General features: G+C 70.6%; 24 protein-coding genes and 1 tRNA gene. 9 read left to right on the forward strand and 16 right to left on the reverse strand.

What is annotated here, in order from left to right; all coding sequences use genetic code 11:
- The first annotated feature begins 74 nt into the window (after positions 1-74).
- Entirely contained in the window at positions 75-1,748 is a 1,674-nt protein-coding gene (locus ACYVO7_RS13515) for a hypothetical protein (RefSeq protein ID WP_460450350.1), read from the forward strand.
- 26 nt (positions 1,749-1,774) lie between these two features.
- Here the strand turns inward: ACYVO7_RS13515 and ACYVO7_RS13520 are convergent, their stop codons facing one another.
- Together ACYVO7_RS13520 and ACYVO7_RS13525 are read right to left on the reverse strand one after the other, a co-directional pair.
- On the reverse strand, positions 1,775-3,784 hold the full coding sequence (locus ACYVO7_RS13520; RefSeq protein ID WP_460450351.1) for an adenylate/guanylate cyclase domain-containing protein: 2,010 nt from the start codon (positions 3,782-3,784) through the stop codon (positions 1,775-1,777).
- 19 nt (positions 3,785-3,803) lie between these two features.
- Complete coding sequence (locus tag ACYVO7_RS13525) at positions 3,804-4,238, reverse strand: FecR family protein (RefSeq protein ID WP_460450352.1); 435 nt, start codon at positions 4,236-4,238, stop codon at positions 3,804-3,806.
- A gap of 270 nt (positions 4,239-4,508) precedes the next feature.
- Between ACYVO7_RS13525 and ACYVO7_RS13530 the strand changes: the two genes are divergently transcribed.
- Positions 4,509-6,263, forward strand: coding sequence for a caspase family protein (locus ACYVO7_RS13530; RefSeq protein ID WP_460450353.1), 1,755 nt, complete (start codon positions 4,509-4,511; stop codon positions 6,261-6,263).
- 2 nt (positions 6,264-6,265) lie between these two features.
- On the opposite strand, the gene ACYVO7_RS13535 is transcribed toward ACYVO7_RS13530, so the two are convergent.
- The 4 genes from ACYVO7_RS13535 to ACYVO7_RS13550 all read right to left on the reverse strand — a co-directional run bounded on the left by ACYVO7_RS13535 (position 6,266) and on the right by ACYVO7_RS13550 (position 10,297).
- On the reverse strand, positions 6,266-7,318 hold the full coding sequence (locus ACYVO7_RS13535; protein ID WP_460450354.1) for a formylglycine-generating enzyme family protein: 1,053 nt from the start codon (positions 7,316-7,318) through the stop codon (positions 6,266-6,268).
- 58 nt (positions 7,319-7,376) lie between these two features.
- On the reverse strand, positions 7,377-7,817 hold the full coding sequence (locus ACYVO7_RS13540; RefSeq protein ID WP_460450355.1) for a DUF4399 domain-containing protein: 441 nt from the start codon (positions 7,815-7,817) through the stop codon (positions 7,377-7,379).
- A gap of 29 nt (positions 7,818-7,846) precedes the next feature.
- The gene (locus ACYVO7_RS13545) at positions 7,847-9,085 is read right to left on the reverse strand and encodes a DUF4399 domain-containing protein (RefSeq protein ID WP_460450356.1); all 1,239 of its coding nucleotides are present in this window, start codon (positions 9,083-9,085) and stop codon (positions 7,847-7,849) included.
- Between the two features lie 207 nt (positions 9,086-9,292).
- A complete protein-coding gene (locus ACYVO7_RS13550; protein ID WP_460450357.1) occupies positions 9,293-10,297 on the reverse strand; it encodes a hypothetical protein in 1,005 nt (334 codons plus the stop codon).
- A gap of 222 nt (positions 10,298-10,519) precedes the next feature.
- Here ACYVO7_RS13550 and ACYVO7_RS13555 point away from each other — a divergent pair, with 222 nt between their 5' ends.
- The 6 genes from ACYVO7_RS13555 (at position 10,520) to minC (ending at position 15,430) form a co-directional block, all read left to right on the forward strand.
- Entirely contained in the window at positions 10,520-12,349 is a 1,830-nt protein-coding gene (locus tag ACYVO7_RS13555) for a heavy metal translocating P-type ATPase (RefSeq protein WP_460450358.1), read from the forward strand.
- Between the two features lie 158 nt (positions 12,350-12,507).
- A tRNA-Asp gene (locus ACYVO7_RS13560) sits at positions 12,508-12,584 on the forward strand.
- Between the two features lie 90 nt (positions 12,585-12,674).
- Positions 12,675-13,070, forward strand: a complete 396-nt coding sequence (locus ACYVO7_RS13565; protein WP_460450359.1) for a hypothetical protein — start codon at positions 12,675-12,677, stop codon at positions 13,068-13,070.
- Between the two features lie 111 nt (positions 13,071-13,181).
- The gene (locus ACYVO7_RS13570) at positions 13,182-13,484 is read left to right on the forward strand and encodes a hypothetical protein (protein WP_460450360.1); all 303 of its coding nucleotides are present in this window, start codon (positions 13,182-13,184) and stop codon (positions 13,482-13,484) included.
- A gap of 167 nt (positions 13,485-13,651) precedes the next feature.
- The gene (locus tag ACYVO7_RS13575; protein ID WP_460450361.1) at positions 13,652-14,566 is read left to right on the forward strand and encodes a DMT family transporter; all 915 of its coding nucleotides are present in this window, start codon (positions 13,652-13,654) and stop codon (positions 14,564-14,566) included.
- 102 nt (positions 14,567-14,668) lie between these two features.
- On the forward strand, positions 14,669-15,430 hold the full coding sequence (gene minC, locus ACYVO7_RS13580; RefSeq protein ID WP_460450362.1) for a septum site-determining protein MinC: 762 nt from the start codon (positions 14,669-14,671) through the stop codon (positions 15,428-15,430).
- 3 nt (positions 15,431-15,433) lie between these two features.
- Here the strand turns inward: minC and ACYVO7_RS13585 are convergent, their stop codons facing one another.
- The 4 genes from ACYVO7_RS13585 to ACYVO7_RS13600 are packed head-to-tail and all read right to left on the reverse strand — an operon-like array spanning position 15,434 to position 18,766.
- On the reverse strand, positions 15,434-16,138 hold the full coding sequence (locus ACYVO7_RS13585) for an ABC transporter ATP-binding protein (RefSeq protein ID WP_460450363.1): 705 nt from the start codon (positions 16,136-16,138) through the stop codon (positions 15,434-15,436).
- Positions 16,138-16,881 carry an ABC transporter ATP-binding protein gene (locus tag ACYVO7_RS13590; RefSeq protein ID WP_460450364.1) on the reverse strand — a complete coding sequence of 248 codons (744 nt, stop codon included), beginning with the start codon at positions 16,879-16,881 and terminating at the stop codon, positions 16,138-16,140. The genes ACYVO7_RS13585 and ACYVO7_RS13590 overlap by 1 nt, the downstream gene beginning before the upstream one ends.
- Positions 16,878-17,882, reverse strand: a complete 1,005-nt coding sequence (locus tag ACYVO7_RS13595; RefSeq protein WP_460450365.1) for a branched-chain amino acid ABC transporter permease — start codon at positions 17,880-17,882, stop codon at positions 16,878-16,880. Before ACYVO7_RS13595 ends, ACYVO7_RS13590 begins: the two co-directional genes overlap by 4 nt.
- Positions 17,879-18,766 (reverse strand): branched-chain amino acid ABC transporter permease, encoded by an 888-nt coding sequence (locus ACYVO7_RS13600; protein ID WP_460450366.1) that lies wholly within the window; start codon positions 18,764-18,766, stop codon positions 17,879-17,881. Before ACYVO7_RS13600 ends, ACYVO7_RS13595 begins: the two co-directional genes overlap by 4 nt.
- Before the next feature lie 162 nt (positions 18,767-18,928).
- Here ACYVO7_RS13600 and ACYVO7_RS13605 point away from each other — a divergent pair, with 162 nt between their 5' ends.
- Positions 18,929-19,255 (forward strand): hypothetical protein, encoded by a 327-nt coding sequence (locus tag ACYVO7_RS13605; protein ID WP_460450367.1) that lies wholly within the window; start codon positions 18,929-18,931, stop codon positions 19,253-19,255.
- Here ACYVO7_RS13605 and ACYVO7_RS13610 read toward each other — a convergent pair.
- From ACYVO7_RS13610 to ACYVO7_RS13635, 6 genes are all read right to left on the reverse strand, one after another.
- Complete coding sequence (locus ACYVO7_RS13610) at positions 19,252-20,550, reverse strand: phenylacetate--CoA ligase family protein (RefSeq protein ID WP_460450368.1); 1,299 nt, start codon at positions 20,548-20,550, stop codon at positions 19,252-19,254. The genes ACYVO7_RS13605 and ACYVO7_RS13610 overlap by 4 nt on opposite strands.
- 76 nt (positions 20,551-20,626) lie before the next feature.
- The gene (locus ACYVO7_RS13615; protein WP_460450369.1) at positions 20,627-22,579 is read right to left on the reverse strand and encodes a heparinase II/III family protein; all 1,953 of its coding nucleotides are present in this window, start codon (positions 22,577-22,579) and stop codon (positions 20,627-20,629) included.
- A gap of 81 nt (positions 22,580-22,660) precedes the next feature.
- Positions 22,661-23,896 carry an ABC transporter substrate-binding protein gene (locus ACYVO7_RS13620; protein ID WP_460450370.1) on the reverse strand — a complete coding sequence of 412 codons (1,236 nt, stop codon included), beginning with the start codon at positions 23,894-23,896 and terminating at the stop codon, positions 22,661-22,663.
- Positions 23,897-23,965: 69 nt separating this feature from the next.
- The gene (locus ACYVO7_RS13625; protein ID WP_460450371.1) at positions 23,966-24,193 is read right to left on the reverse strand and encodes a hypothetical protein; all 228 of its coding nucleotides are present in this window, start codon (positions 24,191-24,193) and stop codon (positions 23,966-23,968) included.
- Between the two features lie 76 nt (positions 24,194-24,269).
- A complete protein-coding gene (locus tag ACYVO7_RS13630; RefSeq protein ID WP_460450372.1) occupies positions 24,270-24,833 on the reverse strand; it encodes a hypothetical protein in 564 nt (187 codons plus the stop codon).
- Between the two features lie 25 nt (positions 24,834-24,858).
- The gene (locus tag ACYVO7_RS13635) at positions 24,859-25,809 is read right to left on the reverse strand and encodes an aldo/keto reductase (RefSeq protein ID WP_460450373.1); all 951 of its coding nucleotides are present in this window, start codon (positions 25,807-25,809) and stop codon (positions 24,859-24,861) included.
- Positions 25,810-25,987: the final 178 nt, after the last annotated feature.

The following is a 25,987-nucleotide window of genomic DNA, read 5'->3' on the forward strand; positions in this document are numbered from 1 at the left end:
GGCTGCGATGCTCGCGACATGCGCAAGGATCGAGGATCGGGACGCGAGAAGAGCGCCAGCCGCCAGGGGCCGTCATGAGCCGCCGATATCTTGTCCTCTCGGCCGTCCTTCTGCTGTCCTTCGCGACGGCGGCCCCCGGCCGCGCCGACGACACGCTGGTCCGGGAGTTTTCAGCGGGCAGCGGCCCCGGGGCGGTCGGCATCGTGGAGCCGGGCGAGGACGCCGACACCGAAGGTCCGCAGGCGATCTACGCCGGCGATCGCGGCGAGATCTACCTTCTCGACCAGCTCAACGGGCGCATCCTGCAATTCGACCCGAGCGAGCCCTCCCGGCCGCCGCAGTCGCTGGCGCTGCCCGAGGATCTCCGGCCGACCGACATCGTGGTGTCGGCGGACACGATCTACACCTGGGACGGCCAGGTGCGCGCCCTGCAGGCGACCGGGCCGGCGGATGCGCCGACCCGGGGCCTCAGCGTCACCCGGTCCGGCGAGCCGCCGGACGAGGCGATCGGCTCAGCCTTCGCCCAGATGGGGTCGCAGCCCATCGAGGCGGAGGACGGGCTGACGCGGCGGGTCGGCCAGGCCGCGGGGCGCGGCCGGCAGATCATCGCGTCGCACGGGCGCGGGGCCATGACGGCCGACTTCTCGCCCGTCGCCGATGAAGCCGGCGTGGAGATCAACCTGCGTCCGAAGGGGTCGGCGGGGGCGGCTCTGAGGCTGCGCCTGCAGGTGAGGAGCCGGCTCGGCGCCGTCGAGGTCCTGGACGTCGACAGGCAGGGCCGGGCCTATGTGCTGGCCGAGAACATTCCGACCGACTTCAGCGACCAGGCTTCCGCCTTCGTGGCGCGCTACGCGGCGTCCGGCGCGCTCGAGGGCGTTCACGAGCTGCCCTTGGACAGCACCGTCGCGGTGTCGCGCCGCTTCGTCACGGTGACGCCGAATGGCGACGTCTATTTCCTGCGCAACCGCAAGGGCGCGACGGACGTGCTGGGCGTCGGCTTCAGGCCGCTCAAGGGCGCGGGCGTCATCGACACCGGACCGCCCCGGCCGCAACTCTCCTTCGCGGACCTGGCGCGCCGGCGGGGCGCCAACGCCGCCGTCCGGCCCCTGACCCGCGCGCGGGTGCTGGAGACGGCGCAGGCCTTCGCCGCGATCAGGTGGCGCGTGAACCGGGGCGCCTATGGAGGCGACCCGGACAGCGTCTGCTCCGGCTTCAACCGCGTCCGGCGCCCGGGCTATCTGCACGGCAAGGCCGACCAGGAGGTCCAGGGCATTCCCTATTGCTGGGGCTGCATGGGATCGCTGCCGCAGATCGCCAGCAACATCGAGCATGGCGTGAAGGCGGGAAACATCTGCACCCGCAACGACCCTCGCCGGGACGTGACCGGGGTCGACTGCTCGGCTTTCGTCAGCGCGTCATGGGGGCTCTCCACTCATTTCACGACGATCGCCATCCCATCCATCACCAAGCCGGTGGCCAACCCCTTCGAACTCCTTCCGGGGGACGCCCTCAACAAGCCGGGCGCCCATGTCATGCTGTTCGTGCGCTTCACGCCCGACCGGAAGGCCGAGGTCATCGAGGCCTCCACGGGCGGCTGCAACGGAAAGGTCTGCAGGAACGTGTATCCGCTCGGCTCTCTCCTGGCCCGGGGATACCAGCCGGTGCGCTACCGCGGCCTGGTGGACGCTCCGGACCCGACCCCCGTGGCGACGGCCCGGCCCGGCGCAGCCGCTGCGGGCGCAAGGTGAGGTTCCGGCCTGCGTCTCGCCGCCCGCTAGAGGTCGCCGCCCTTGGCGGCGCGCTGGAGCGTCATGATCTCGACGGGCTCGGTGAAGCCCTTCAGCCTGGCGCCGCCGAGCCTGACGAAGCGGGCCTTGTCCATGACGGCCTGGACGGCGGGACTGGCGGTCCCGGTCGATTGCGCCTCCGCGAGCGTGTCGCGGGCGATGATGATGCCCACGCCGTACTCGTTGCAGAGTCCCTCGAGGCGCGCGGCCATGTTCATGGGCTCGCCGATCGCGCTGAAATTCATCTTCTGCTTCGAACCGTAGTTCCCCACGAAGGCCAGCCCCGTCGCGACCGCGACCTTGAAGTGCAGCTGGTCGCCGGCCTCGTCCGCCAGTTCGGCGTCGGTCTCGAAGATCTCGATCGCGGCCGCGATGGCCCGGGCGGCGTGGTCCGGCTGTTCGCCCACCGCGTTCCAGAACGCGATGACGGCGTCGCCGTCGAACTTGTCCAGGCAGGCGTCGTACCGGTCCAGGATCTTTTGCACGTCCGCGAATTTGCGGTTGAGCGCCTGCATGATGGCGGTGGGCTCATCGCGCCGGGAGTTGCAGAACTGGATGAAGCTGCGCAGGTCCGCGAACAGCACCGAGATGGCGCGTTCCTCGCCTTCCACGATCTCGTCGCGCTGGAGGGCGGCGGCTACGACCTTGGCGGGCAGGTAGCGCCCGAAGGAGATGCGCAGGTCGGCGAGCGCAAGGTCTCGCTGCACGGCCAGCGTCATCGTGCCGAGCAGCCCGAGCGCGCTGACGAAGAGAAGCGTGTGGCCGAGCGGGAGCCACAGCTGAAGCGCCTCGATCGCCGCCGCCTCGACGCCGACGAAGGCCAGCGCCAGCCCGGCGATCGACCCGACGACGCCCGCGAAGGCCACGATGCTGGTGGAGAACATCGCCGGGCGTTCGGCCGGCAGCCGGACGACCCGGCGCGTCAGGGTGAAGAACAGCAGCAGGCCCAGCGAGGCCATCACGGCGCTCGCGGCCGCGCGCGTGCTTGCGTCCGCCAGCCGCGGCGTGTCCGGGGCCGCCGCGCTCTCGACCGCTGCAGCCTGGAGGAGGACGCCGGGCACGAGGTTCCTGTCGCCGAAATCGACGTCGAGCATGCCGGGCCGGCACGGATCGGGGGAGAGGCGGGGAGCGCCCTGGGTCATGAAGCGGTCCGGCCCCCGGCGCAGATCCTCGCCGACGATGCCGGTGCCGACGAGCACGTTGCGCCCGCCCAGGATCTCCTTGAGCCGGGCGGGTCCGTCGGGCGTCCTCCGGCACGCCTCGAAGCGCGCGACGGTGAGCAGGGGGGCCGAACGCAAGGGCGCGCGCGGAAACAGCAGGAACCGGCTGGCGTCCCGGATGGCGAGTTCGCCATCGTCGCGCATGGCGACGAGTTCGGCGAAGCCGGCCTGGATCTCGCCAGACGGCAGGCGAAGGCGGGTGGCGATGCTGCGCACCACGCCGTCCTCCTCGGACTGGAGGTCGACCACGCCGATCCCGGCCGGCCCCACCAGGTCGCGATAGGCGGCCGCCGGCCTGACCGTGGGATAGGAGCCGAGGATCACCCGCCCTTCCTCGCCGGCGAGCAGGTCGCGCATGGGCTTGTCGTAGGACTTCAGGTCGGCGCCGCCGATGTCGAGGTCGGCGGGATCCAAGGCGAGCACGAGGTCGAAGGCCACCTTTCGCGCGCCGAGGTCGAGGGCCCGGCGGCCGAGCTCGGCGAGGTGCGGATGCTGCAGCGCGCGGGGCGCGGTGGACCATGGCGCGTGGTCGAGGGTGTCCTGGTCGATGAGAAGGATGAAGGTCGTCGGCCACGCCTCCTGCGTGCGCCTGACGCGCAGGAGCGCCGCCGACACGTCGTAGAGAAGCGCGTTGGGGCCCGAGAGGGCGCCGAGGGCGCCATTGAAGGTGCTGGAATAGCCCAGTGCGGCGGCGACCAGGACGGCCGCGACGGCGAAGGCCGACGGAAGCGCCTTTCGCTGGCGGAAGACGTCGAGCAGCGCCGTGCGTCTGGTCATCGGGCTCGCGGGGCGTCCTTCATTTGGCGGAGGCCGGCGGCCGGAGCGAACGAAGCAGGACGCCGCCGGTTTCGCTGGGCGTCGACGCGACGGCGCACGCGCCCGTGGCGGCCACGCGCGGGCCGCCCGGGTCGCTGTTGATCCCGACATGCCCCACATAGGCCGCTCCGGCGCCGTCGACCCGGAAAGTCCGGCTCGCGCCCTCGTGGCAGATCGCGACGCTTTCGTTACTGCGGAGCACGATCATGGCGCCCGGGGACAAGGGCTGCATCAGCGTCACCGGCCCGAGCCGGCCGTCGGCGTCCAGGACCTGCGGCTTGCCGCGGACGGCGGACACGAAGCCGACATTGGCGTTTGCGGCGGGCAGGTTCTGCGACACCGCCATGGAGGCGCAGAACGCAAGCAGCGACAGCGGCCCAATCAGGCGCATGTCACGCAACGTTGATTGGACCATGTGATCCTCCATCGGAGTGCGAGGTCCGCGATGTCTCGACGTCGGGCGACACTATTGCAGATCATAGCCCGCGGACGTGCCGAAAGACACGGGCATCGCAGCCTTCGTCACAGGCTCGCCGGGGCCCGGACGGGCGGGGAGCGATGTGATCCAGCGCACGCGGCGGGACGGGGTCTGATTGCGACAAGGCCGGAAAGGGCTTATTCTTCAGTGGTCCGGCCAGAGCGAGACCTTTCTCCCGCATGACCTGCGAACTGGATCGTGAGTTCGATGAAGTGGTCTTTATCACAGTGCATCGGCCTCATCGCGGCGTTGATCTTGGCGTTGCTTTCCGATTCAGCGCTGGCCGAACGCCGCGTGGCGCTCGTCATCGGGAATGCGAACTATAAGAAGATCAACCGCCTCGAAAACCCGGTCAACGACGCGCCCGACATCAGCGAGGCGCTGCGGAAGGTCGGTTTCGAAGTCATCGTCAAGACCGACACGGACAAGGGCGGATTCGACCGCGCGCTCTCGGAGTTCGCCCGCAAGGCGGCGGGTTCGGACGCGGCGCTGTTCTACTACGCCGGCCACGGCATCCAGTACCAGAAGCAGAACTACCTCCTGCCCGTGGACATCGAGGTGGAGGACTACAACGACGTCGAATTCCAGGCCGTGAACGTCACCCGGGTGATGACGGCGCTCGAACGCACGACGGGCGTCAAGATCATCATCCTCGACGCGTGCCGGGACAATCCGCTGGACAGGATGCTCTCCCAGTCGACCCGCAGCGCCTATGGGGCCACGCGCGGACTGGCCCGGATCGACCGCACGGAGGGACTGGTGATCGCCTATGCGACAGCCCCGGACCAGGTCGCGCAGGACGGCTCGGGCCGCAACAGCCCGTTCACCGAAGCGCTGATCCGCCGCCTCGCGGAGCCGGGGCTGGAGATCGCGACCCTGTTCCGGCGCGTCACGCAGGACGTCTATGAACGCACCAACGGGCGCCAGCGCCCGGAGGTCTCGATCTCGCTGCTCAGCGACTACTTCCTGAACCTGGGAGATTCCGACGGGCTGGTCTGGGGGCGGATCAGGGATTCGGCCGATCCGGCGGACTTCCGGGCCTTCATGGCCAAGTATCCGAATTCGCCTTTCGCCCGGGAGGCGCAGTACCGGCTCGACCTCTTCGCCCGCATCCGGCGCGAGGAGGACGAACGCGTGGCGCGCGAACAGGAGAAGGCGCGGGAGCGGGAGCGCCTCCAGCGCGAGGCGCTGGAGCAGGACCGGGCGCGGCTCGAGGCGCAGCGCAAGGTCTTCGAGCGGCTCGAAGCCGAGGCGGCCAAGGAAGCGGCCCGGATCGCCGCCGAGCGCCAGGAAGAGGCGCGGCTGGAGAACGAGCGCGTGGAGGCCGAGAAGCGGGAGGCGTCGCGCAAGGAATCCGAACGGATCATCGTCCAGAAGCGCATCGACGCGGAGCGCGCCGCGGCGGCCCGGCGCGAGGCCGACCGGGTTGCGGCCGAAGAGCTCGCGCGCCGCCAGGCCGAGCAGCGCGAGGCGGACAGGCGCGAGGTGGAGCGCATCGCCGCGCAGAAGCGCATCGAGGCGGACCGGCTGCGCGAAGCCGCCGCCGAAGCGGAGCGCCAGGACGCCCTGAGGGCCGCCGAGCAGCAGCGCGAGGCGATCCGGCGCGAGGTCGAGCAACTCGCCGCCAGGCGGCGGGCCGAGGGCGAGCGGCTGGCGCGCGTCACGGACGCGGCCAACGACGCCGGCCCGGCGGGCGCGCTCGACCCGGGTCTGTCGCGCCAGATCGGAGCCGCCCTGACGGACGCGGAACGCCGCGAGGTGGAGCGGATCGCCGCGGAGCACAGGAGGGAGCAGGACGCGGCCGCGGCCGAGCAGAGGGAGCTGCAGCGCCTGCGCGCCAAGCGCAAGCTGGCGAGCGGAAAGGAAGCCAAGCGCCTAGACGCCGCGATCCGGGCCCTCGAAGCGGCGGCGGCGTCACGGGCCGCTCCGGACCGCAACGCCGCCACAGAGCAGGTCCGCTGAGCTCAGAGGTCGCGCGCGACCCTCAGGCCGTTGGCGTAGAAGCGGACGTCGTAGTCGTATTTGTAGCGTGAGGCGGAGCGCACATAGCGCTGGTCGTTGGTGAAGGAGCCGCCGCGCAGGACGCGCTCCTGGCAGCGCGGCCTGGTCCAGGCCGAGCCGTCCGTGGGGGCGGACTTGAAGGAGTCGTTCCAGCAGTCCTCGACCCATTCGGCGACGTTGCCCACCATGTCGTAGAGGCCGAACGCATTGGGCGGAAAGGAGCCCGTCGCGACGGCGTTGGCGGCCGGCTCCGGGTTGCACCCCATGCAATGGGCCTTGCCCTTCTCCATGGCTTTGCCCCACGGGTAGGTGGTGGTCGTCCCGGCCCGGGCGGCGAACTCCCATTCGCTTTCGGTCGGCAGGCGATAGGACTTGCCGGTCTTCTTGGACAACCACCCGACGAATTGCTGCGCGTCGTTCCAGTCGACGTTGCCGACCGGCCGCGATCCCCGTCCGGCGCCGCGGTCACTGGGCGAGAAGGCGCAGCCCCCCTCGGCCACGCAGGCGTCCCACTCGTCGTAGGTGACCTCGCGCTGACCGAGATAGTAGGGCTTGCGGATCGACACCTGATGCACGGGGGCCTCGAACGGGAAGAACTCCGTCGAGCCCATCATGAAGGTCCCGGCGGGGATCGGCACGAGGGCGGGACATGTCTCGCAGTCCCGCACCACCCCGGCCGGAGCGCCGGCCTGCGTCGCAGGCGGCGGCGTCGGGGCCGGCCTGGCGGGCTCGGGCGCGGGCTTGATCACGACGCGGCCGGAGCCGGGGGAGCCTCCCGCCTTGGCCTCCAGTTCGCGCAGGCGCGCGCGGGCCTGCGCGGCGTATTGCCCGTTGGGATAGGCGTCGAGATAGGTCCGGAAATCGGAGGCCACATCGCCGGCCTGGATCGAGTTCCAGAAGCGGCTCTCCAGCGAGTCCGCCTGGGCCGCGGGCGGCGCCGGTCTGGCGGGCTCGGCGGGCCTGCGGGCCTGCGCCAGGCAGGCGCTCCAGCCCGACGTCCACACGACGACGGTCAACCCGATCAGGATCTTCGCGGCGGCCTCGGCGCTTCTCGTTCGGACGGCGGTTCGTGGTTCAGCGCACATAGACCGTGATCTTCTTGGACATGACGGGCGGCGTGTGCGGGACATGCTCGTGGTCGCCCAGGAGAAGCTGGAGCGTATGCGGCCCCGGCGGCAGCGTGAGCAGCACCTCGGTCTGGCCGTTGCCGAGATGGATGTGGTTGTAGTCCGAGGGGATCGGCCGGGAGAGGTCGCCGGGATCGACGTCGACCAGGAGATGGTGATGGCCCGTGTTCTCCTTGGTGACGCCCGCCGGCGCGACGCCCATCTCCTTCAGGCCGATGCGCACGGTGAACCGCTGCGGCACATGGATCCCGTCGAGGGGGTAGTGGAAGTAGACGAGGGCGCCGGGCGGAGCGGGCGTCCCCGCCGCGCTCAGGCCGGCCCATCCCAACGCGGCCAGGGCGAGCGCCAGGCCGGTCACGCACGTCGCGATCCTGTGTCCGTCGCTCATCGCCTTGGGCTCCCCGACCGTCCGCCTCATCACCGCCGCCGCCGCTTCTTGGGCCCCATGACGGTGACCTCGATCCGTTCGGTCATCACCGGCGGATCGAACGGCACGTGCTGGCTGTCGCCCAGGATCAATTGAAGCGTATGTTTGCCGGGTTTGAGAGTGATCTTCTTCTCAGTCTGCCCCGCGCCGAAGTGCAAATGACGGGGATCGCTCGGGATCGGGCCGTCCAGGGCGGGCGTCTCCACGTCCACCAGGAGATGATGGTGGCCGGTGTTCTCCTTGGTCACGCCGGCCGGCGCCACGCCCATGTTGCGCAGGCCGAAGCGCACCGTGGTGTTCGGATAGATCAGCGCGCCCTTCGACGGGTAGATGAAATAGACGGCCGCGTCGGGCGGGGCCGGCGTCCTGCCCGGGGCCGCCGAGGCCTGGGCCGGCTTCTGCGCGCCGGGAGCGTCGGACGCCACGACGTGGATGATCTTGGACATCACGGGCGGATCGTGCGGGACGTGCTCATGGTCGCCCAGCAGGAGCTGCAGCGTGTGGGGGCCTGGCGTCAAGGCGAGGTCCACCTGCGTTTGCCCCCGGCCGAAATGCAGGTGGTTCGGGTCGCTCGGGATCTCACGGTCGAGGTCCGGGGTGGGCGCGTCGACGATCAGGTGATGGTGGCCCGACATGGGTTCGCTGGCGCCGGCGGGCGACAGCTTCATGCCGGCGAGCGCGAACCGGATCGTCGCCTTGGTGGGGATGGTCGCGCCATCCTCCAGGCCCACGAAGGAGACGCTCGCCCCGGGCGGCGCGGGCGAGCGGGGCTTCTCCACGGTGGCCTGATCGACGCGGACATGCACGACCTCCGAAACGATGGGCGGATTGTGCGGCAGGTGGTCGTTGTCGCCCAGGATGAGCTGGAGCGTGTGGTCCCCGGCGGGCAGGATGATCTCGGCTTCCGTCTGCGCCCGGCCGAAATGCAGATGGTTCAGGTCGCTCGGGATCGGCTGGTCCAGCGGCGGCAGGGGAGCGTCGACGAGGATGTGATGATGGCCCGAATTGGGCTTGGCGACCCCGGCCGCGACGATGTCGACATTTTCTGCGCCGAACTTCACCGTAAAGCGCGACGGGACGGTCTGGCCGTCCTTCAGGTCGACGAAGAAGACCCTGGCGTCCGGCCTCGCCGTCTTGCGCCCGGACGGTCCCTGCGCCTGGACTGGGCCGCAAAGCGCCACGATGCCGAGGAGCAGGACGAGTTCACGGACGGGAAAAGTCTTGAGCATCGTCCACCCCCGGTTTCAGCAGGCTCCAAATGCTCGTTTTCTTATTCAAGCTAACAAAGGGAACGATCGCGAGCAAGGCAAGCCTCCGTGGATGACGTTGAAGCGGGGAATTCAAAAAGCGCTCGAAGTCTTGCGCCGCCCCTGCCGGGCGGCCACGGCCGGAGAGCCAGATCTTGCGCGACGCGACGCCCATCGTTTTCGAACGGCTCAGGAGTGGAGTTTGAACTTCAATCCATGGGAGAGCATCGTCCGCCGCACCATGGAGGACAGCAGATCGTAATACTGCTTCTTCTTGTCCTCGCTCCAGTCCTTCCACGGAATGCGCGGGCTGTAATAGTCCTTGTCGTCCTGGGACATCTGCGCATGCAGGGACGTGAAGAAACGCTCGCGATCCACCGTGTTGAACATCCGGCCCTTTCGGATGCCGAGCTCCAGTCCGGCGTTGTGAAGCTTGCGGAAGGTCTCGGCCTTTTCCGGATATTGGGTCTCGTGCGGCGCGTAGCGCCATTCGCGGCGCTCCTTGATGTAGCTGCTCGAGGCGCCGTTGGCCGACATGACGAGGCCATCCGCGAAGCCGCCGAAGAAGTTGTCCCGGTTGCGCTTTTGCAGCGCCTCCATGTGAGGGCCGCCGACCGCGACCAGGGGACCGACCACGCTGGCGGCGGCGCCGCTGAAGATCAGGCCTCCTTCGAGAAGGGCGGGCAGGGCCAGCTCCGACACGCCGATCCCCAGATCGACCGCGCCATAAACGTCGAGGGCCTTTCCGAGCGTATCCAGGATGTTGCTGTCGTCATATTGGGGGACGGAGATCTCGTCGCCGACGCCCTTGCTGCCGACGATGACGAGGCCGTCTCCCTCGAAGTCGATCGTGCGCGTCGGGATGAAGATGACGCCGGGCTTCGCGCTGTCGCTGAACGCCCAGTTGCGCCGCCCGTCGGTGCTGACGTTGCATCCCACATAGTTGCGCAGGTACCAGTTCACCTCGTTCGTGGTGTGCTGCTTCCTGCGGTCGACGACCACGTAGAAGTTGAAGAACATCAGGTATCGGGCGCTCTTGACCTGGAAGGTCCGGGCCACCGTCTCCCAGGTGTCGCCATCCTTGACCTTGTACCGGAAGGCGCCGCTCGGCAGCTCCCAGCGGATCGGGTAGTCCGGCCGGCGTTCGTTGACGATCGGCGAGGCGAGGGATCTCGGGTCGGGGAGCGGTTCCATGGCGCTGAATCCTGCCTCGTGCTTCCGGCGCGGCGGCCTCATCAGGTCCGCCGCCCGTCGAAGGTGCCGCCGACGACCCGCTCATGCGGTGCGCCAGCACACGGGCGGAGGTCGCCTTCGCGCCGTCTCGGGCCGAAGCGCCTGAAGCAAGAACCCGTAAGGCTTTGCTTCATGACAAGGGCGCCGCGGGTCGGCTGCCGTAAGGTGCTGGCGGAGGCGCTGGTGGAACGATTTCGATCCCGGATTCAGTTTGCGATCGCAGCGGCCGCGCTGGCGGGCGGGCTGGCGCTCGCCGGCCTCGACATGCCGGGCGCGGCCCGGGGGATCTGGGCGACCGGGGCCGGGATCGTGCTCGCGGCGCTGCTGGTCGACATCGTCAGGGCCCTGTCCCAGGGCCGCTTCGGTCTCGACCTCCTCGCCGCGCTGTCCATGGCGGGATCGCTCGCGCTGGGCGAGGAGCTGGCCGGGGCCGTGATCGCCCTCATGCTGTCCGGCGGCCAACTGCTGGAGGCCTTTGCGGAGGGACGCGCCCGGCGCGAGATGACCGCCCTCCTGGCCCGGGCCCCGCGGCGGGCGCAGCGCTACGTGGACGGCCGCCTCGAGGATGCGCCGCTGGAGGCCATCGCGCCAGGCGACCGGCTGCTGGTGCGTCCCGGCGACACCACCCCGGTCGACGGGATCGTGGCGGGCCGCGAAGCCGTCCTGGACGAAGCGGCGCTGACCGGAGAGCCGCTCCCGCGGATCCATCCGGTCGGGGACGAGGTGATGAGCGGCGCCGTCAACGCCGGAGGCGCGTTCGACCTCGTGGCGTCGCGTCTCGCGGCGGAGAGCACCTATGCGGGCATCGTGCGGCTGGTGGCCGCCGCGCAGGCCTCGCGCGCGCCGATGGCGAGGCTCGCCGACCGCTATGCGCTCGGGTTCCTGGCGGTCTCCGTCGCGCTGGCCGGGGCGGCCTGGCTGGCGTCGGGCGACCCGACGCGGGCCCTGGCCGTGCTGGTGGTGGCGACGCCGTGCCCGCTGATCCTGGCCGTGCCGGTCGCCATCGTGGCGGGCGTGTCCCGCTGCGCGCATCGCGGCGTGCTGGTGAAGAGCGCCGGCGCGCTGGAGGCGCTCGGGCGCGTGCGCACGCTGCTGCTCGACAAGACGGGAACGCTGACCGGTGGCGCGCCGGTGGTCGTCGGGGTGCACAGCGCCGGGCGAGCCTCCCGGGAGGAGGTGCTTCGCTCGGCGGGCTCCCTGGCGCAGGCGTCCCCGCATGTGGTCTCGGCGGCGATCGCGGGCGGGGCGCGGCGCAGCGGGCTGGCGCTTTCGTCGCCGCTCGAGGTGGTCGAGAGCCCGGGCGCCGGGCTGAGCGGCGAGGTCGACGGCGCGCCCGTCAGCGTCGGGTCCTTCGAACACGTTGCGGCCTCGGCCCAGCGCTGCCGCTGGGCCGACGATCATCGCGCCAGCGCGGAAGCCGCCGGCCGGATGACGGCTTTCGTCGGCGTCGGCGGCCGCTTCGCCGGCGCCATCACGCTGGCCGACGTGGTCAGGCCCGACGCGCGGGAGGCTTTGGCCGCGCTCCGCCGCGAGGGCGTCACGCGCATCGTGCTGGTGACGGGCGATTCCGCGGCGGTGGCCCACGCGGTCGCCGATGGGCTGGGGATCGACGAGGTCATCGCGCAGGCTGCGCCCGCCCAGAAAGTCGAGGCCGTGCGAACCTGCTCGGGCGCGGGCGCGACCATGATGGTCGGCGACGGCGTCAACGACGCGCCCGCGCTGGCGGCCGCGGATGTCGGGGTGGCAATGGGCTCGAAAGGCGCCGCGGCCTCGGCGGAAGCCGCCGACGTGGTGATCCTCGTCGACAGCCTCGACCGGCTTCCCGAAGCGGTCCGCACGGGCCGGCTCGCGACCAGAATCGCGATCCAGAGCGTGCTCGTCGGGATCGGCCTGTCCACGGCCGGGATGATCGCGGCCAGCTTCGGCCTGCTGACGCCGCTGCAGGGGGCGCTCGCCCAGGAGGCGATCGACGTCGCGGTCATCCTCAACGCCCTGCGGGCGCTCAGGATTTGAGGCTCCGCCTCGGCCTGGGCTCAGGCGGCGGGGAGCCATGCGGGGCGAGGAGAAGACGCGCCGCGGGCGGCGCTCCTTTTTCGCGAGGGGACGGTTGACAGGGACGGGGGCGTCCCGTAATTCACCCCCACCGCAGCGGACCACACGGTTCGCCCTGCGGGGGTGTAGCTCAGTTGGTTAGAGCGCCGGCCTGTCACGCCGGAGGCCGCGGGTTCGAGTCCCGTCACTCCCGCCATTTCCTGTTATCATTCAATCCGTTGAAGCCGTTTCTTGCGGCGGCTTGCGAGCTGTTCGCGCCGCCGTCGCGGCTGGCCAGGAGGGCGCCATGGGGCTCGTCGCGTTCGTCGTGGAAGAGAGAGGGCGGGACCCCGGCGTGGCGGCCCTGCGCGTCGCTCCGCAAACAGGTCCTGACGAATATTCCCGGGCGGTCGACGATCTGGTGAGCCGCAAGGCGCTCGACGATCCCGAAACCGCGCAGATGATCGCCGGGCATTTCGCCGAGGTGGTGCTGGCGAAATATCTCGCCGGCGACGAGGCCGCGGCGCATCGCGCCGCCAACGCGCTCATCTCGGTCCTGGGGCAGCCCTATCTCAGCATCAGGGCCAATCGGCTGCGCGGGGACATCGAGATCCTGGACATCGCCAAAATCGACGCCAGGAGCGTGGACGAGGCCGAGGAGGCCTGGGCGGCGGCGCTGGAGCGGCCGTCCTCGACTCACTGACGCCGGTCCAGGCCCCGTGACGGACCTGCGTTCGGCGCGGCTTCCGGGGTCTGGTAAGTCTCCGTTAATCGGGATTCGGCAGGTTTTCCCCATCACGACATGGGGACCACGATGACTTCTCACAGGACGAACCGCTCGCGAATCCTGGCCGCCGCCGCGGCCGCCCTGGTCGCCGCCGCCATCGGCGCGCCGGCGCAGGCCCGCGATGGGCAGAACGGCGCGCTGTTCGGCGGGCTGGCCGCCGGGGCGGTGCTCGGAGGCGTGGTCGCCAACAGCATGAACCGCGGCCCGGTGTATCGGGAGGTGGAGGCTCCGCCGCCCGTGGTCTACGAGGAGTGCCGCCGCGTGCGCCGGCCGCTCTTCGACGAGTACGGCGCCGTGGCCGGATACCGCACCGTCCGCGTCTGCGACTGACCGGTTCGGGCCGGGGCCGGTTGCACGGCCGCGCGACGCCGCTCGGGAATTGCGCGGCGCGCCCGCGTATGGGATGACCGCTCACCTGCGTCGCCGGGCCGTTCCGGGGCGTTCCACGCGGACGGACCCGGCGCGGCGCCGATCCGGTCGACGAAGACGGGTCATACGTGCGTTCGACGCTCGGCGTTCTCAGGGGCTGGTTCTTCAACCAGCCCTATCTTCTCCTGGTCTTCACCACCTTGATGTGGGGCGGCAACGTCGTCGCGGGCAAGCTCGCGGTCGGCGAGGTCTCGCCCATGATGGTCACCTTCCTGCGCTGGTTCATCTCCTTCGGGACGCTGGCGGTGGTGGCGCGGGGGCCCATCCTGGCGGAATGGCGGCTGCTGCTGCCCTCCTGGCGCTACGTCCTCATGATGGGCGCCATCGGCTTCACGGCCTTCAACGCCCTGTTCTATGAAGCGGCGCACTACACCACCGCCGTCAACATCGCGATCATCCAGGGGTCGACGCCGATCTTCATCCTGATCGGGGCGGTGCTGTTCTTCGGCGGGGCGGTGGGGCCGCTGCAGGCCGCCGGGGTGGCGCTAACCATCCTGGGCGTGGCGCTGACGGCCTCGCACGGCGATGTCGGCGTGCTGACGGCGCTGTCGTTCAACCGGGGCGACCTGTGGCTGCTGGTCGCCAGCGTCCTCTACGCGGCCTATACGATCCTGCTGCGCAGGCGTCCGGCGACGTCCGGCCTGGTGTTCTTCGCCGCCCTGGCGCTCGCCGCCTGCATCACGTCGATCCCGCTCGTGATCGCCGAGGCCGTCGCGGGCCAGTTGCAATGGCCGACCCTGAAGGGTTGGGCCGTCCTGCTCTACGTGGCGTGGCTGCCGTCGCTGCTGTGCCAGATCTGCTATATCCGGGCCCTGGAGCTCATCGGCCCGAGCCGCGCGAGCGCGTTCTACAACCTCGTGCCCGTCTTCGGCGCGCTTCTCTCCACGACACTGTTGCGCGAGCCGTTCTCGCTCTCCGATGCTCTGGCGCTCGCGATGGTGATCGGCGGGATCCTGGTGGCGGAGCGGGGCAGGGCCCGGTGAAGGGCCCGCGGCCGCGGCCGTCGCCGGTGGACAAGCCGGCCCGCGCCGTTGACTTGACTCGCCTCGCGACCAAAGCATGAAGCGGCAAACGGACGAGACAGCGTGACCACAGAATCGCAACCCCGGCCTTCGATCCGCTTTCGCGGACGAAACTTCCTCGCCCTCGTGGTGGCGCCGGATCCGCCGCTGGACAGGTGGCTGGCCGACCTCGACGACTGGCTGACCCGCGCGCCGTCCTTCTTCAAGGGGCGGCCGGTGGTGCTCGACCTCTCGGCCCTGCGCATGGACCAGAGCGACATTCCCACGCTGGTGGCGGCGCTGCAGGCGCGCAATGTGCGCGTCATGGGCGTCGACGGGGCCGACGTCGAATGGCTCGGGATCGGCACGCCGGCGCAGCTTCTCGGCGGCAGGGCCGATCCCTCGCCCGAGTTTCGATCCGCAGGCGCGCCGGTCGCGGCCGTTGCGCCTGCGGCGCCCGCGCCCGTTCCGGCCCCAGAGGCGGCGGCGCCCCTCGAGGCCGCCGCGGAGGGCGAGGCCACCTCGCTGGTGATTCCAGAGCCGATCCGCTCCGGGCAGCAGATCTACTTTCCCAAGGGAGACGTGACCGTCATCGGCGCGGTGCAGTTCGGGGCAGAGATCGTGGCGGGCGGCTCCATCACGGTCCACGGGGCCCTGCGCGGGCGCGCCATCGCGGGCGTGTCCGGCAACGGGAAGTCGCGGATCTTCTGCCGGCGGTTCGAGGCCGAGCTCCTGGCCATCGACGGCGTCTACCGCACCGCCGACGACGTCGACCCTGGCTTCATCGGCAAGCCCGTGCAGGCCTGGCTGGAGAACGACACGCTGCGCACGGCGCTGCTGGACTGAGCCTCAGAGCCCCAGATAGGCCTGCCGGACGCGGTCGTCGTCGAGGAGGTCCTGGCCCGCGCCCGACAGCGTCACCCGCCCGTTCTCCAGCACATAGGCGCGGGACGCCAGCCGCAGCGACACGGCCACGTTCTGCTCCACGAGGACGCAGGTCAGTCCGGCGCGATTGAGCTCCACGACGGCGCCCAGCACCTGCTGGACCATCGCGGGCGAGAGGCCGAGGGAGGGTTCGTCGAACATCACCAGCTCGGGCTCGCCCATGAGGCAGCGCGCGATGGCGAGCATCTGCTGCTCGCCGCCCGACAGAGTCCCGGCGAGCTGCGCATGCCGGTCGGCGAGGCGCGGAAACATCGCATACATGCGCTCCAGATTGGCGGCGCGCCTCGCCCGTCCGCGCGCCAGCATGGCGCCCATCAGCAGGTTCTCGCGCACGCTGAGCGTGGGGAACACCTGCCGGCCCTCGGCGACCTGCCCGACGCCGAGATCGCAGACGACGTGGCTCGGCTGTCCGGCGATGTCGCGGCCCTTCCACAGGATCTCGCCCCGCGACGGCCGCAGCATGCCGGCGATGGCGCGGATCAGGGACGTCTTGCCCGCGCCGTTCGCGCCCACGATGGCGACGATCGCCCCGGCGGGGACGTCGAGCGACACGCCGTCCAGCGCCTGCGCGTCGCCATAGCTCAGATCCAGGTTCCTGACCTGCAGCATCAGCCGAGCGCTCCGACCGGATGGTCCGCCTGGCCGAGATAGGATTCGATGACGGCCGGGTCGCGGGTCACGTCTTCTGGCGCGCCCTCGGCGATCGTCGCTCCATGGTGGAGCACGTGGATGCGGTCCGCGAGCGCCATCACGGCGCGCATGACATGCTCGATCATCAGGATGGTGAGGCCCTGCGACCTGTTCAGCTCCCTCAGGATGGCCACCATGCGGTCCGTCTCCGCCGGACGCAGCCCGGCCATCACCTCGTCCAGCAGCAGGAGCCGAGGGCGCGTGGCCAGCGCGCGGGCGACCTCCAGGCGCTTGCGGTCGGGCAGCGTGAGCGAGCCGGCCTTGCGGGCCCGGATGTCCCAGAGATCGAGGAGGCGCAGGACGTCGCTCGCCGCCCGGCGGGCGGCTTCGACGTCGGCCTCGTGCAGGAGCGCTCCGACGAGCGCGTTCTCCAGCACGCTGAGATGGGGGAAGGGCCGGACGATCTGGAAAGTGCGGGCGAGCCCCAGCGCGCAGATCGCGTCCGGGCTGAGCCCGTCGATGCGTCGTCCGTCGAAGGCGATCGCGCCCTGTTCCGGCCGGTAGACGCCGGCGATGAGGTTGAACAGCGTCGTCTTGCCGGCCCCGTTCGGGCCGATGACGGCGAAGATGGCGCCCTGCTCGACCTCGAACGAGACGGAGTCGACGGCCAGCAATCCCCTGAACCGCTTCGACGCGCTCTGGACGGAGAGGAGCGCGCTCATGCGTCGGCCTCGGGGATGCCGAGACGCTTCTTGAGGGCCGGCCAGAGGCCGTTCGGGGCCAGGATGACGATGACCATCAGGCAGACGCCGTAGAACACCGCCTTGGTTCCGGGCGCGTTCAGCCCCAGGGCGTTCGTCGCCGCAATCAGGACCTCGCCCAGCGGCGTCAGGATGAACGCGCCCAGGACGGGGCCGAACAGCGTGCCGATGCCGCCCACGATCGGTCCGAGGATCATCTCGATCGAGCGGGACATGTCGAACACCTGACCGGGGAAGAGGTTATTGTAATAGAACGCGTAGAACACGCCTCCGAGGCTCGTCAGCGCCGCGGACACGACGACGGCCGCCATCCTGGCCCGGAACACGTCCACGCCCAGCGCCCGGGCGGCTTCGGCGTCCTCGCGGACCGCAAGCCAGCGATAGCCCAGCCGGGAATGGCGCAGGGCCGCGCAGAGAACGAAAGCCCCGGCCGCCATGGCGAGCGCGACATAGTAGAAGAAGAGCGGCCCGCCGCGCAGGTTCCACCACTCGCCGGCGCCGCCCGCGCTCACCGGCAGGAACAGGCCCGCCGCGCCTCCGGTCCAGCCCAGGTGATCGAAGCCGACGCGCGCCACCTCCGCAAAGGCGATGGTGAGGAGGGAGAAATACACGCCCTCGATCCGGAACCGGAAGCCGAGCCATCCGATCGCCGCGCCGGCCGCGACCGACAGGAGCGCCGAGAGCCAGAGTCCGGCCCAGGGTCCGACCCCGTAATGCACGAAGAGCGCGGCCGCCACATAGGCGCCGAGCCCCACATAAAGAGCGTGGCCCAGCGACAGCAGGCCGGCGAAGCCCATCATGACGTTCCAGGCCTGGCCCACATAGGCGAACCAGAACACCAGGACGAAGACGGACAGGAGATAGCGGTCGAGCGCCAGCGGGACGAGAAGCAGCGCGCCGAGCAGCCCCGCCAGGAGGGCGACGGCCCGCGGCGGGGCGGAGCGAAGGAGCCGGGCGATCATGCGGGGCGGCGCCCCATCAACCCCTGCGGGCGGAAAGCGAGCACGATCACGAGCAGCGCGAAGGAGATCATGCTCTTCAACGACGGCGCCGCGACCACGCTCGCCAGCGCCTCGGCGACGCCGATCAAGAGCCCGCCGGCCAGCGCGCCCATCATGGATCCCAGCCCGCCGATGATCACGATCGTGAAGGCGAGCAGCGTGAATGAGGGCGCCAGCATCGGGGTGACGTCCGTCAGCGCCACCATCAGCGACCCGGCGGCGCCGACGCAGGCGAGGCCGAGCGCGAAGGTGAGCGCATAGAGGCGCTTCACGTCGAGGCCCACGACCGCCGCGCCGACGAGGTTGTCGGCGCAGGCCCGGATGGCCGTCCCGGTCAGCGTGAAGCGGAAGAACGCGAACAAGAGCCCGCACACGACCAGCGCGGCCAGCGCGGCGTAGACACGCACCTTGTCGACGATGATCTCGGCGGAGAAGCCGGTCGGCGCGAGCCAGCTGTCGAACGAGTAGGGCAGGTTGGCGTGGCGCGCGTCGGGGCCGAAAATCATCAGCAAGCCGTTGACCATGATGATCGCGAGGCCGACCAGCAGGATGAACTGCTCATGCTCCGGCCTGGTGATGAAGGGATTGATCAACGCCCGCTGCAGGCCGTAGCCGATGACGAAGAACAGCGCCGCGATCGGCGCCATGGCGATGAAGGGGTCGAGGCCGAGCCCCGTGAACAGCACAAAGGCCGCATACATGCCCAGCACGGCGAACTCGCCATGGGCGAAGTTCACCACCCGCACCACCCCGAAGATCACCGACAGGCCGAGCGCCATCAGACCGTAGACGAGACCGGTCAGCACGCCTTGAACCAGGACTTCGAGATAGAGGCTGAGGGACATCGGCGAGCGGTGGGAGGAGGGGCGAGGCGGCGGGATCGCGCCTGCTGAATGCGCTGAAGCGCGGGAGAACGCAAGCGCTGGCGTCGCCCGCGAGCCGCAACCGCCGCGGGTTCGCCAAATTCGCTCCCGATGCTATGAGGGAGCCGCAAGAGGAGAACGATCATGCGCTTCATCGCCCCGACGCTTGCGGCCCTCATGGCCGTGTGGGTCGCGACGCCTCTCTCGGCCCAGCAGCTCGGCGCGCCCGCGGATCCGCGGCCCGCGGCTCAGAAGCCCGCCAAGCCGAAGGTCCAGCCGGCCAGCAGGACCGCCGCGAAGGCGAAGCCGCAGCCGGCCCAGACCGCCGGCGGCGGACGCCAGCCCAAATGGGAAGACGCCCCCTTGCCGAAGCCGCTTCCCGGCCGCGAGGAGTTTTCCTGGCCGCCGAGCACGAGCGGGGTTCGCCCGACGCTCGGGTCCGGCGGCGGCGGCATGGCGATCGGCTTCTAGGCCGACGGCCCTCGGCCGCGAAGATCCACGAATAGCGGCGCCTTGCCGTTGGGCAGCCTGTAGGGCGCTCCGGCGATCTCGTAGTCCACGACGACGCTGAGCGGCGCCTTGAGGCGCAGATTGGCTTCGATGCGCTGGCGGGTGGCCTCGCCGTAGCGCGCGTTCGGCACGACGCGAAGCCGCACGCGCGATGGGCCGTCCTGCAGGATCTGGATGCTGCTGGCGCCGTCGACGCCGCGCGGCACGTGGTTCAGCCCGATGATCCGCGCCCCGTCCGGCAGCTCGATATATTCGCTCTGCCGGCCGGAGACGCCCTCGAAAGGCTCAAGCCCGAGGGCGATCAGGCGGCGGCGCTCGGGCGAGGCGTGCGGACCCAGGGCCGCGAGATCGCCGGTGTCGTAGCGCAGCAGGATCTGCGCGCGGTTGTGCAGCCCCGTGCCGATCAGGCGCACGCCCGCCGCGCCTCCGCGAAACTCGACCGCGCCATAGTCGGGCCGGAACCAGAACTCGCCGTCGCGAAGGGACCATGCCGCGCAGACGCGTTCCGCCTGGCCGTAGAAATCCAGCAGATCGGCCCCGAAGGCGGCCTTCACGCGCGCCCGCAGCCCCATGGGCAACTGCTCGGACGAGGTGAAGACGAGCCGCAGCGGCGGGCCGCCGCCGCGCTCTTCGGCGAAGGTCGTGAGCTGCTCCAGCGCGGACGGATAGGCGTGCAGGATGGACGGCCTGAACGTCTCCAGGAAGCGCTCGTAGTCGGGATAAGTCGCGGAAGTCAGGTGGTGCGCCGACACGAGCGCCCGGTCGACGCCCAGGATGGTCCAGTAGGGCGGACCCATGGCGTCCACGGGCTTGATGGCGTCGCCCCGCATCACGGCGGAGCGGACCGTGGTCGGCTCGACGCCCGCCAGGGCGATCAGATGGTCGACCAGGGCCTGCTCGAACACGACCTGTCCGGGCGAGCGGGTCAGGCGCAGGGGGGCGCCGGTGGTGCCGCCGGTGGCCGCCGGCGAGCGCGGGACCGCGATGGCGCGTTGGAAGGCCGTCTCGGCCTGGCGCACGTCCTCCTTGCGGAGCAGGGGCGCGCAGGAGAGGTCGCGCAAGCCCGCGCCGGCGTAGAACCCGGTCTGCTCGGCGTCGGCCAGCACGCGTTCGAGAAGTTCGGCCTGGGCCGCCTCGCGCTGGCCGGCGTCCATGGCGTCGAAGGCCTCGATCAGTCGCCTCGCTCGCCCGTAGAGGACGGGCGGACGGCGGGCCAATCGATCGAACAGGGCGGAGCGCTTCAGAATGTTCAACATCAGGACGGGAGCCTCCCGGCGGACACGGATCGCAAGGTCCGGGCCGCAGCGGGCGCCCTCGAATGGGACAGTTCGGTCACCCGGCGGGGAGGATCTCGACGGCTGTGACGACGCCCGCCTTGAGCGCGTCGGTGTGGCTGGACGCCACAAGCGCCTGGCCGGGGCCAAGGACGCCGAAAGCCGGCGAGCAGAAGGGCGGCGTCCCGTCCAAGCCCTTGACCAGGGAGAGGGCCGCCTCGCCGGGGCAGCGGATCGCCGCCAAAGGTCCGCCGGACCCGCTCACGGTCGCGACGCCCCCGTCGATGTCGACGGCGAGGTCCGGGCGCAGGTGGAAACGGATCTCGACGGGGCGGCGAGGGCCGTCGCCGATCAGGCGATCCGACACCGTGAAGCCCTGCGCCGTGCGGGCGAGAGACCGTTCGTGGCGGAAGCCGAAGCGTGCGACGAAGCCGTCGTGGGAGGCTGAGATCGACCATGAAGCGCCGCGCTCCAGGCGCTCGAGTCGCGTCCGGGCTTTGGTCCGCCAGTTGAACGGCCCGGCCGTCGCGCTCTGGGAGGCGCCGTCGATGGTGAGGGCGTTGTGGCTCGCGGTCGCGCGCAGCGCCTCCCGGGTCGCGCCGCCGCCGGAATACAGATAGGTCCCCGAGTCGACGAGCACGGGCTCGCCGTCGAGGTGCAGCCAGAGCGCCAGCGCGTCGGCGTGCCCGTGCGCCGCGATGGAGAGAAAGCCCAGCGGCCCATGGTCGAAGGCCGCCATGGCGCGCCGGCCGGCGATGCGGTCGTGGACCACCGTCATCCCGCCGTCGGGATAGTGGGCCAAACCCTCCTTGGGGCGGCCTGGGCCAGGGCTGGCGAAGAGAAGGTCGCGCCAATGCGGGTCCCGGGCTTCCGGCGCGAGGGCGGGCTCGCCCATGAGGCCGGAGAGGGCCGCCGAGACCGATGCGGGATAGCGCGGCTCGCGATCCGGCGGGCAGGCCAGGACGCGGCCTTCGTCGTCGTCGCCGATCCGCGGCGCCTGGCCGTTCTGGTCGGTGACGCTGCGGAGCGCGGCGGCGGCCCTTCCGATGAGGGTCCAGGTTTCGGCCGGGTAGGGGTCGCGTTCGCCCCTGAGGAGGAGGCCGCCCAGGGCCAGCATCTCCAGCGTGAAGGCCGTATAGGTCGGCGTCTGCTCGGCGCCCCAGCCGTCCGGGTGGAACTGGTCCTTCGCCGCGTCGACGAGGCCGCGCCGGCCCTGGGCGCGCCACGCGGGCGCGGCGGGCAGATCCGGGGCGAGGAGGCCCGCGACCAGGAGGCCCAGCGACTCCGCCACGTGGTGGTTGTTGGCCGAGGAGTGCAGGGACGGGTAGCGGGCGAGCCAGAACCCGTGGGCGGCCACCGCGCTGCGCAGCCGGCGCCGCTCGGCGTCCGCGAGATGCGGCGCGGCGGCCGCGACGACGAGGCCCAGCGACGCCAGCCGCAGCGCGAGCTCGATGCCGGAGAGCCAGTTGACGCCCCGGAAGGGCGGGTTCGCCTCAATCCAGGACAGGACGACCTCCAGGCAGAACCGGGCGGCGTCGCGATCCCCATCGCGGATGGCGAGAGCCGCCACCGGGTGGAGCATCTGCAGCCGGTTCAGCTCGAAGACGAACTTGACGTCGCCGCGCCCCTCGCCGTTCCGAAACGGCACGTCGAAGCAGTAGACGTCCGGGCTCGACCACGGGCGCCCCGAGACCGGATCCAGCGCCCAGAGGCCCGGAGCGTAGGCGCCCGCCGCGACCGTCACGCCCAGGAGCTCCGGCGTCCCCGCGCGGGTCCGGGCGGCGGCGGACCGCGTCGCGGCCTCCACCTCGGCGGGCCAGGGACCCCTCAGCCGGTCGCCGAAGGCGGCGAGGCTCGCCAGGGGGCCGTCGCCGACGTCGAACGCGGCCCAGCCTCGCCGGTCGCCGCGCCAGCGCGCCCGCTTCACCTGCTCGCCGACCCGGTGCGCGACCTCCGCCGGGCCCATCGCGCGCAGGCGCTGGACGTACCATCCCAGGCGGTTGAACTTCACGCGCGATCCTCCGGCCGAGCCGAGACGATCCTCGCTTTGCGTGAAATTCAGCCTAACGCCCGCATGGCGAGCGGCGACGCGTCACTTGCGGCCCTGCCAGCTCGGCATCGGCAGCACGGGCGCTTCGGTCGCGACCTCGGAGGGGAGCACCACCGTGGGGGTGCGCCCGCGGTTCTGGACGGCGGCGGAGCCGATATTGGGGTTGTTGCCCTTCTCGTCGAACTGGATCGGACCGCCGATCATCACGTGCTTCTCGATCTTGGTCTGCCTGACGGCGTCCATCAGGGCGGGACCGGCGGTCGCGCCGGCGCGCTTGAAGGCGTCGGCGGCGACCAGGATCGCCTCGAAGGTGAAGCCGGCGTTGAAGCAGTCCACCGCGAAGCGGTTGTTGGGGTTGGCCTGCTTGAAGGAGGCCTCCAGCGCATGGGTCATGTCCGACTTCGGGTTGGCCCAGGGCAGGTTGAACATCAGGTAGTCGGCCAGCGGCCCGAGCGCCTGGTAGAACTCCTCGTCATAGAGGCCGGGCGAGCCGGGCGAGATGATCGCCTTGGGCTCGAAGCGCTGGCGCACCATGTCGCGCACGAGCTTGATGGCGTCGCCGGCGCGGCTCACCACCATCACGAGGTCGGGGTTGAGCGAGCGCATCTTGGTGACCTCGACGGACAGGTCCTGCGCTTTGGGATCGTAGGCGATGCTCTCCGTCAGCGGGAAGGGCATGTTCTGCTTCGGGAAGATGGCGTCCATGGCCTGGCGCTGGGCCGTGCCGAAGGTGTCGTTCGCGTGCAGGAACACGGCCGACTTGAAGTCCACCTTCGTGGCCTCGGAGATCGTCTTGATCAGCCGCAGCCCGTTGGTGACGAGCGCCCCGCCCGTCTGGAAGTTGCGGACGAGGTATTTGTAGCCTTGTTCGGTGATCTGGGGCGCGGCGGCGATGTTGCAGATCAGCGGCACCTGGCGCTGCTCGGCCACCTGGGCGATGGCCAGCGTGTGGCCGGAGTCGAAGGCGCCGACGAGGCAGTGGACCCCGTCATTCACGGCGCGCTCCGCTTGGGTGCGGGCGATGTCGGCGGAAGATTCCGTGTCGATCTGGACGAGTTCGACCTTGTAGCCGAGATCGGCGAGCACCTTGGGGGCGGCGAGCGCGCCGCGGTGGCAGCTCTGGCCCGCCTGCGCGAAGAAGCCGGACCGCGGCAGCATCACGCCGACCTTCAGGACCGGGGCCTGGGCCCGGACGATCGCCGGAGCAGACAGCGTCGCCGCGGCGGCGGCGGCGACGAAATGGCGTCGGTTCAATCCTGAATTCTGGCGCTGTCTCACGGTCGATCCTCCCGAACTTCGGGCGGATCCTAAATCACTTTCGCCGACCCTTGGCTAGCGCATCTCCGTTCAGTGCGAGACCGAGGCCCGCTTCGGAGCGTTCGCCCGGGCGCCGCGCGGCACGCTGCCCGTGGTGACGGGATCGCGCTCGTCCGGGTCCGTCGCCGCGATGAGGCAGCCGATCTGATCGCGGCCGCAGCCGGGGCCCGACGCGCTCTGTCCGAACCGAAGCGGAGAGAGCCAATACACAAGGCCCACGAGGAGCGCTGTTGCGGCGATCTGCTTGGCGAGGGACATGGGGGGCGAGCCTGGCTGATGGTCTCCGACACTATCGAGGGTCGTGCTTAAGAAAGAGCAAACCGCGAGGGCTGAATCACGCGCTCCTGAATCGCGCGGCGATCTCCCGGACCCGGAGTCGCAGGCGCCGCCCGTAGTCGCGGATGGCCTTCCAGGCGCGGCTCGCCCGCACCCAGGCCAGCGCGGCGTCGCGCACCCGGAACACGACCGTGATGATGCGGGCGAACCACCCGATGGTCATCAGCTTGTCCCGCCCGGCGTCGAAGATGCGCTCCACGATCAGGAACGTCGCCCCATGCGCCAGGATCAGGGTCGGGATGGCGACCCGCACATGCCCGGTTCCAAGCCAGTAGAGGCCGAGGATCTTGAGCGGCTCGGCGATCAGGAACGGAACGACGAAGACGGCCAGGATCGCATAGGGCGGCAGCGCCGCGACGGCCCGCTCCATGCGCTGGACCAGCGCCAGCGCCTGAAGAGCGCGGATGAGCGGCGTGAAGAGCGGCCGGACGATCTCGTCGAAGATGACGAAGGGCACGACCAGAACGTCGAGCAGCACGCGCACGGCCAGCGGCCGGCGGGGCGCCGGCGGCTCGGCGGGCGGCTCGTCCGGGCGGATCGGATCCTCCTGGCCCATGGTCATGCGGCGTGCCCGATCATGAGACCTCTCAGCCGCTCGCCTGGTCGAGTTCGCGGATGTCCTCGTCGGCGAGGCGAAGCGCGGTGGCAGCGGCGAGTTCGCTGACCTGCTCGACGCTCGTGGCGCTCGCGATGGGGGCCGTGATGCTGGGGCGGGCGATCTGCCAGGCCAAGGCGATCCGGGCGGGCGTCGCAGCGCGGCGCTCGGCGACCTTGTCCAGCGCGGCCAGGATCCTGAACCCGCGCTCGTTCAGGTAGCGGGCGATGCTGCGCTCCCCGCGGGGGCTCTTGCCCAGATCCGCCTCGGACCGGTACTTGCCGGTCAGGAACCCCGCCGCCAGACCGAAGAACGGGATCACCCCCACGTGGCGGGCGAGGCAGATCGGCTCCAGCCCGCTTTCGTAATCCGAGCGCGTGTAGAGATTGTATTCGGGCTGCATCGTCTCGTAGCGGGGAAGGCCCTGCGTCTCGGAGATGTCCAGCGCCTCGGTGAAGCGCTCCGGCGAGAAGTTCGAGGCGCCGATGACCCGGACCTTGCCGGCCGCGACCAGTTCGGCGAAGGCGGCCAGCGTTTCGGCCTGCGGCGTCGCCGGATCGTCCTTGTGCGCCTGATAGAGATCGATCCGGTCGGTCTGGAGCCGCCGGAGCGACGCGTCCACGGCCGAGCGGATATAGGCCGGAGCCAGCCCGGCCTTGCCGTCGCCCATGTCCATGCCGACCTTGGTGGCCAGCACGATCTGGTCGCGGTTGCGGCGCGCCTTCATCCAGGCGCCGATGATGGTCTCGGACTCGCCGCCGCTGTGGCCGGGCGCCCAGCGCGAGTAGACGTCGGCGGTGTCGATGAAGCGCAGTCCGGCCTCGAAGGCCGCGTCGAGCACCTCGAAGGATCGCTTCTCATCGATCGTCCAGCCGAAGACGTTGCCCCCCAGGCACAGCGGCGGGACGGCGAGGGCGGACTGTCCGAGCTTGCGCAGCTGCATGGTTCATCCTTGTGATCGTTCGCGGCGCGTGAGGGCCCGCGTCCGCGAACATGGCGCATCGGCGGCTTCTCTTCACCCCCTGCCGGCCCTATAATCTTTTGCTCAAGATGAGTAGAAGTCGAGTCTTGGCCCAGGGCGCGGCGCGCCGGACGATGGCCGGGCGGCGTACGCTGGCGCG

The organism is Alsobacter sp. SYSU BS001988, assembly GCF_054796215.1.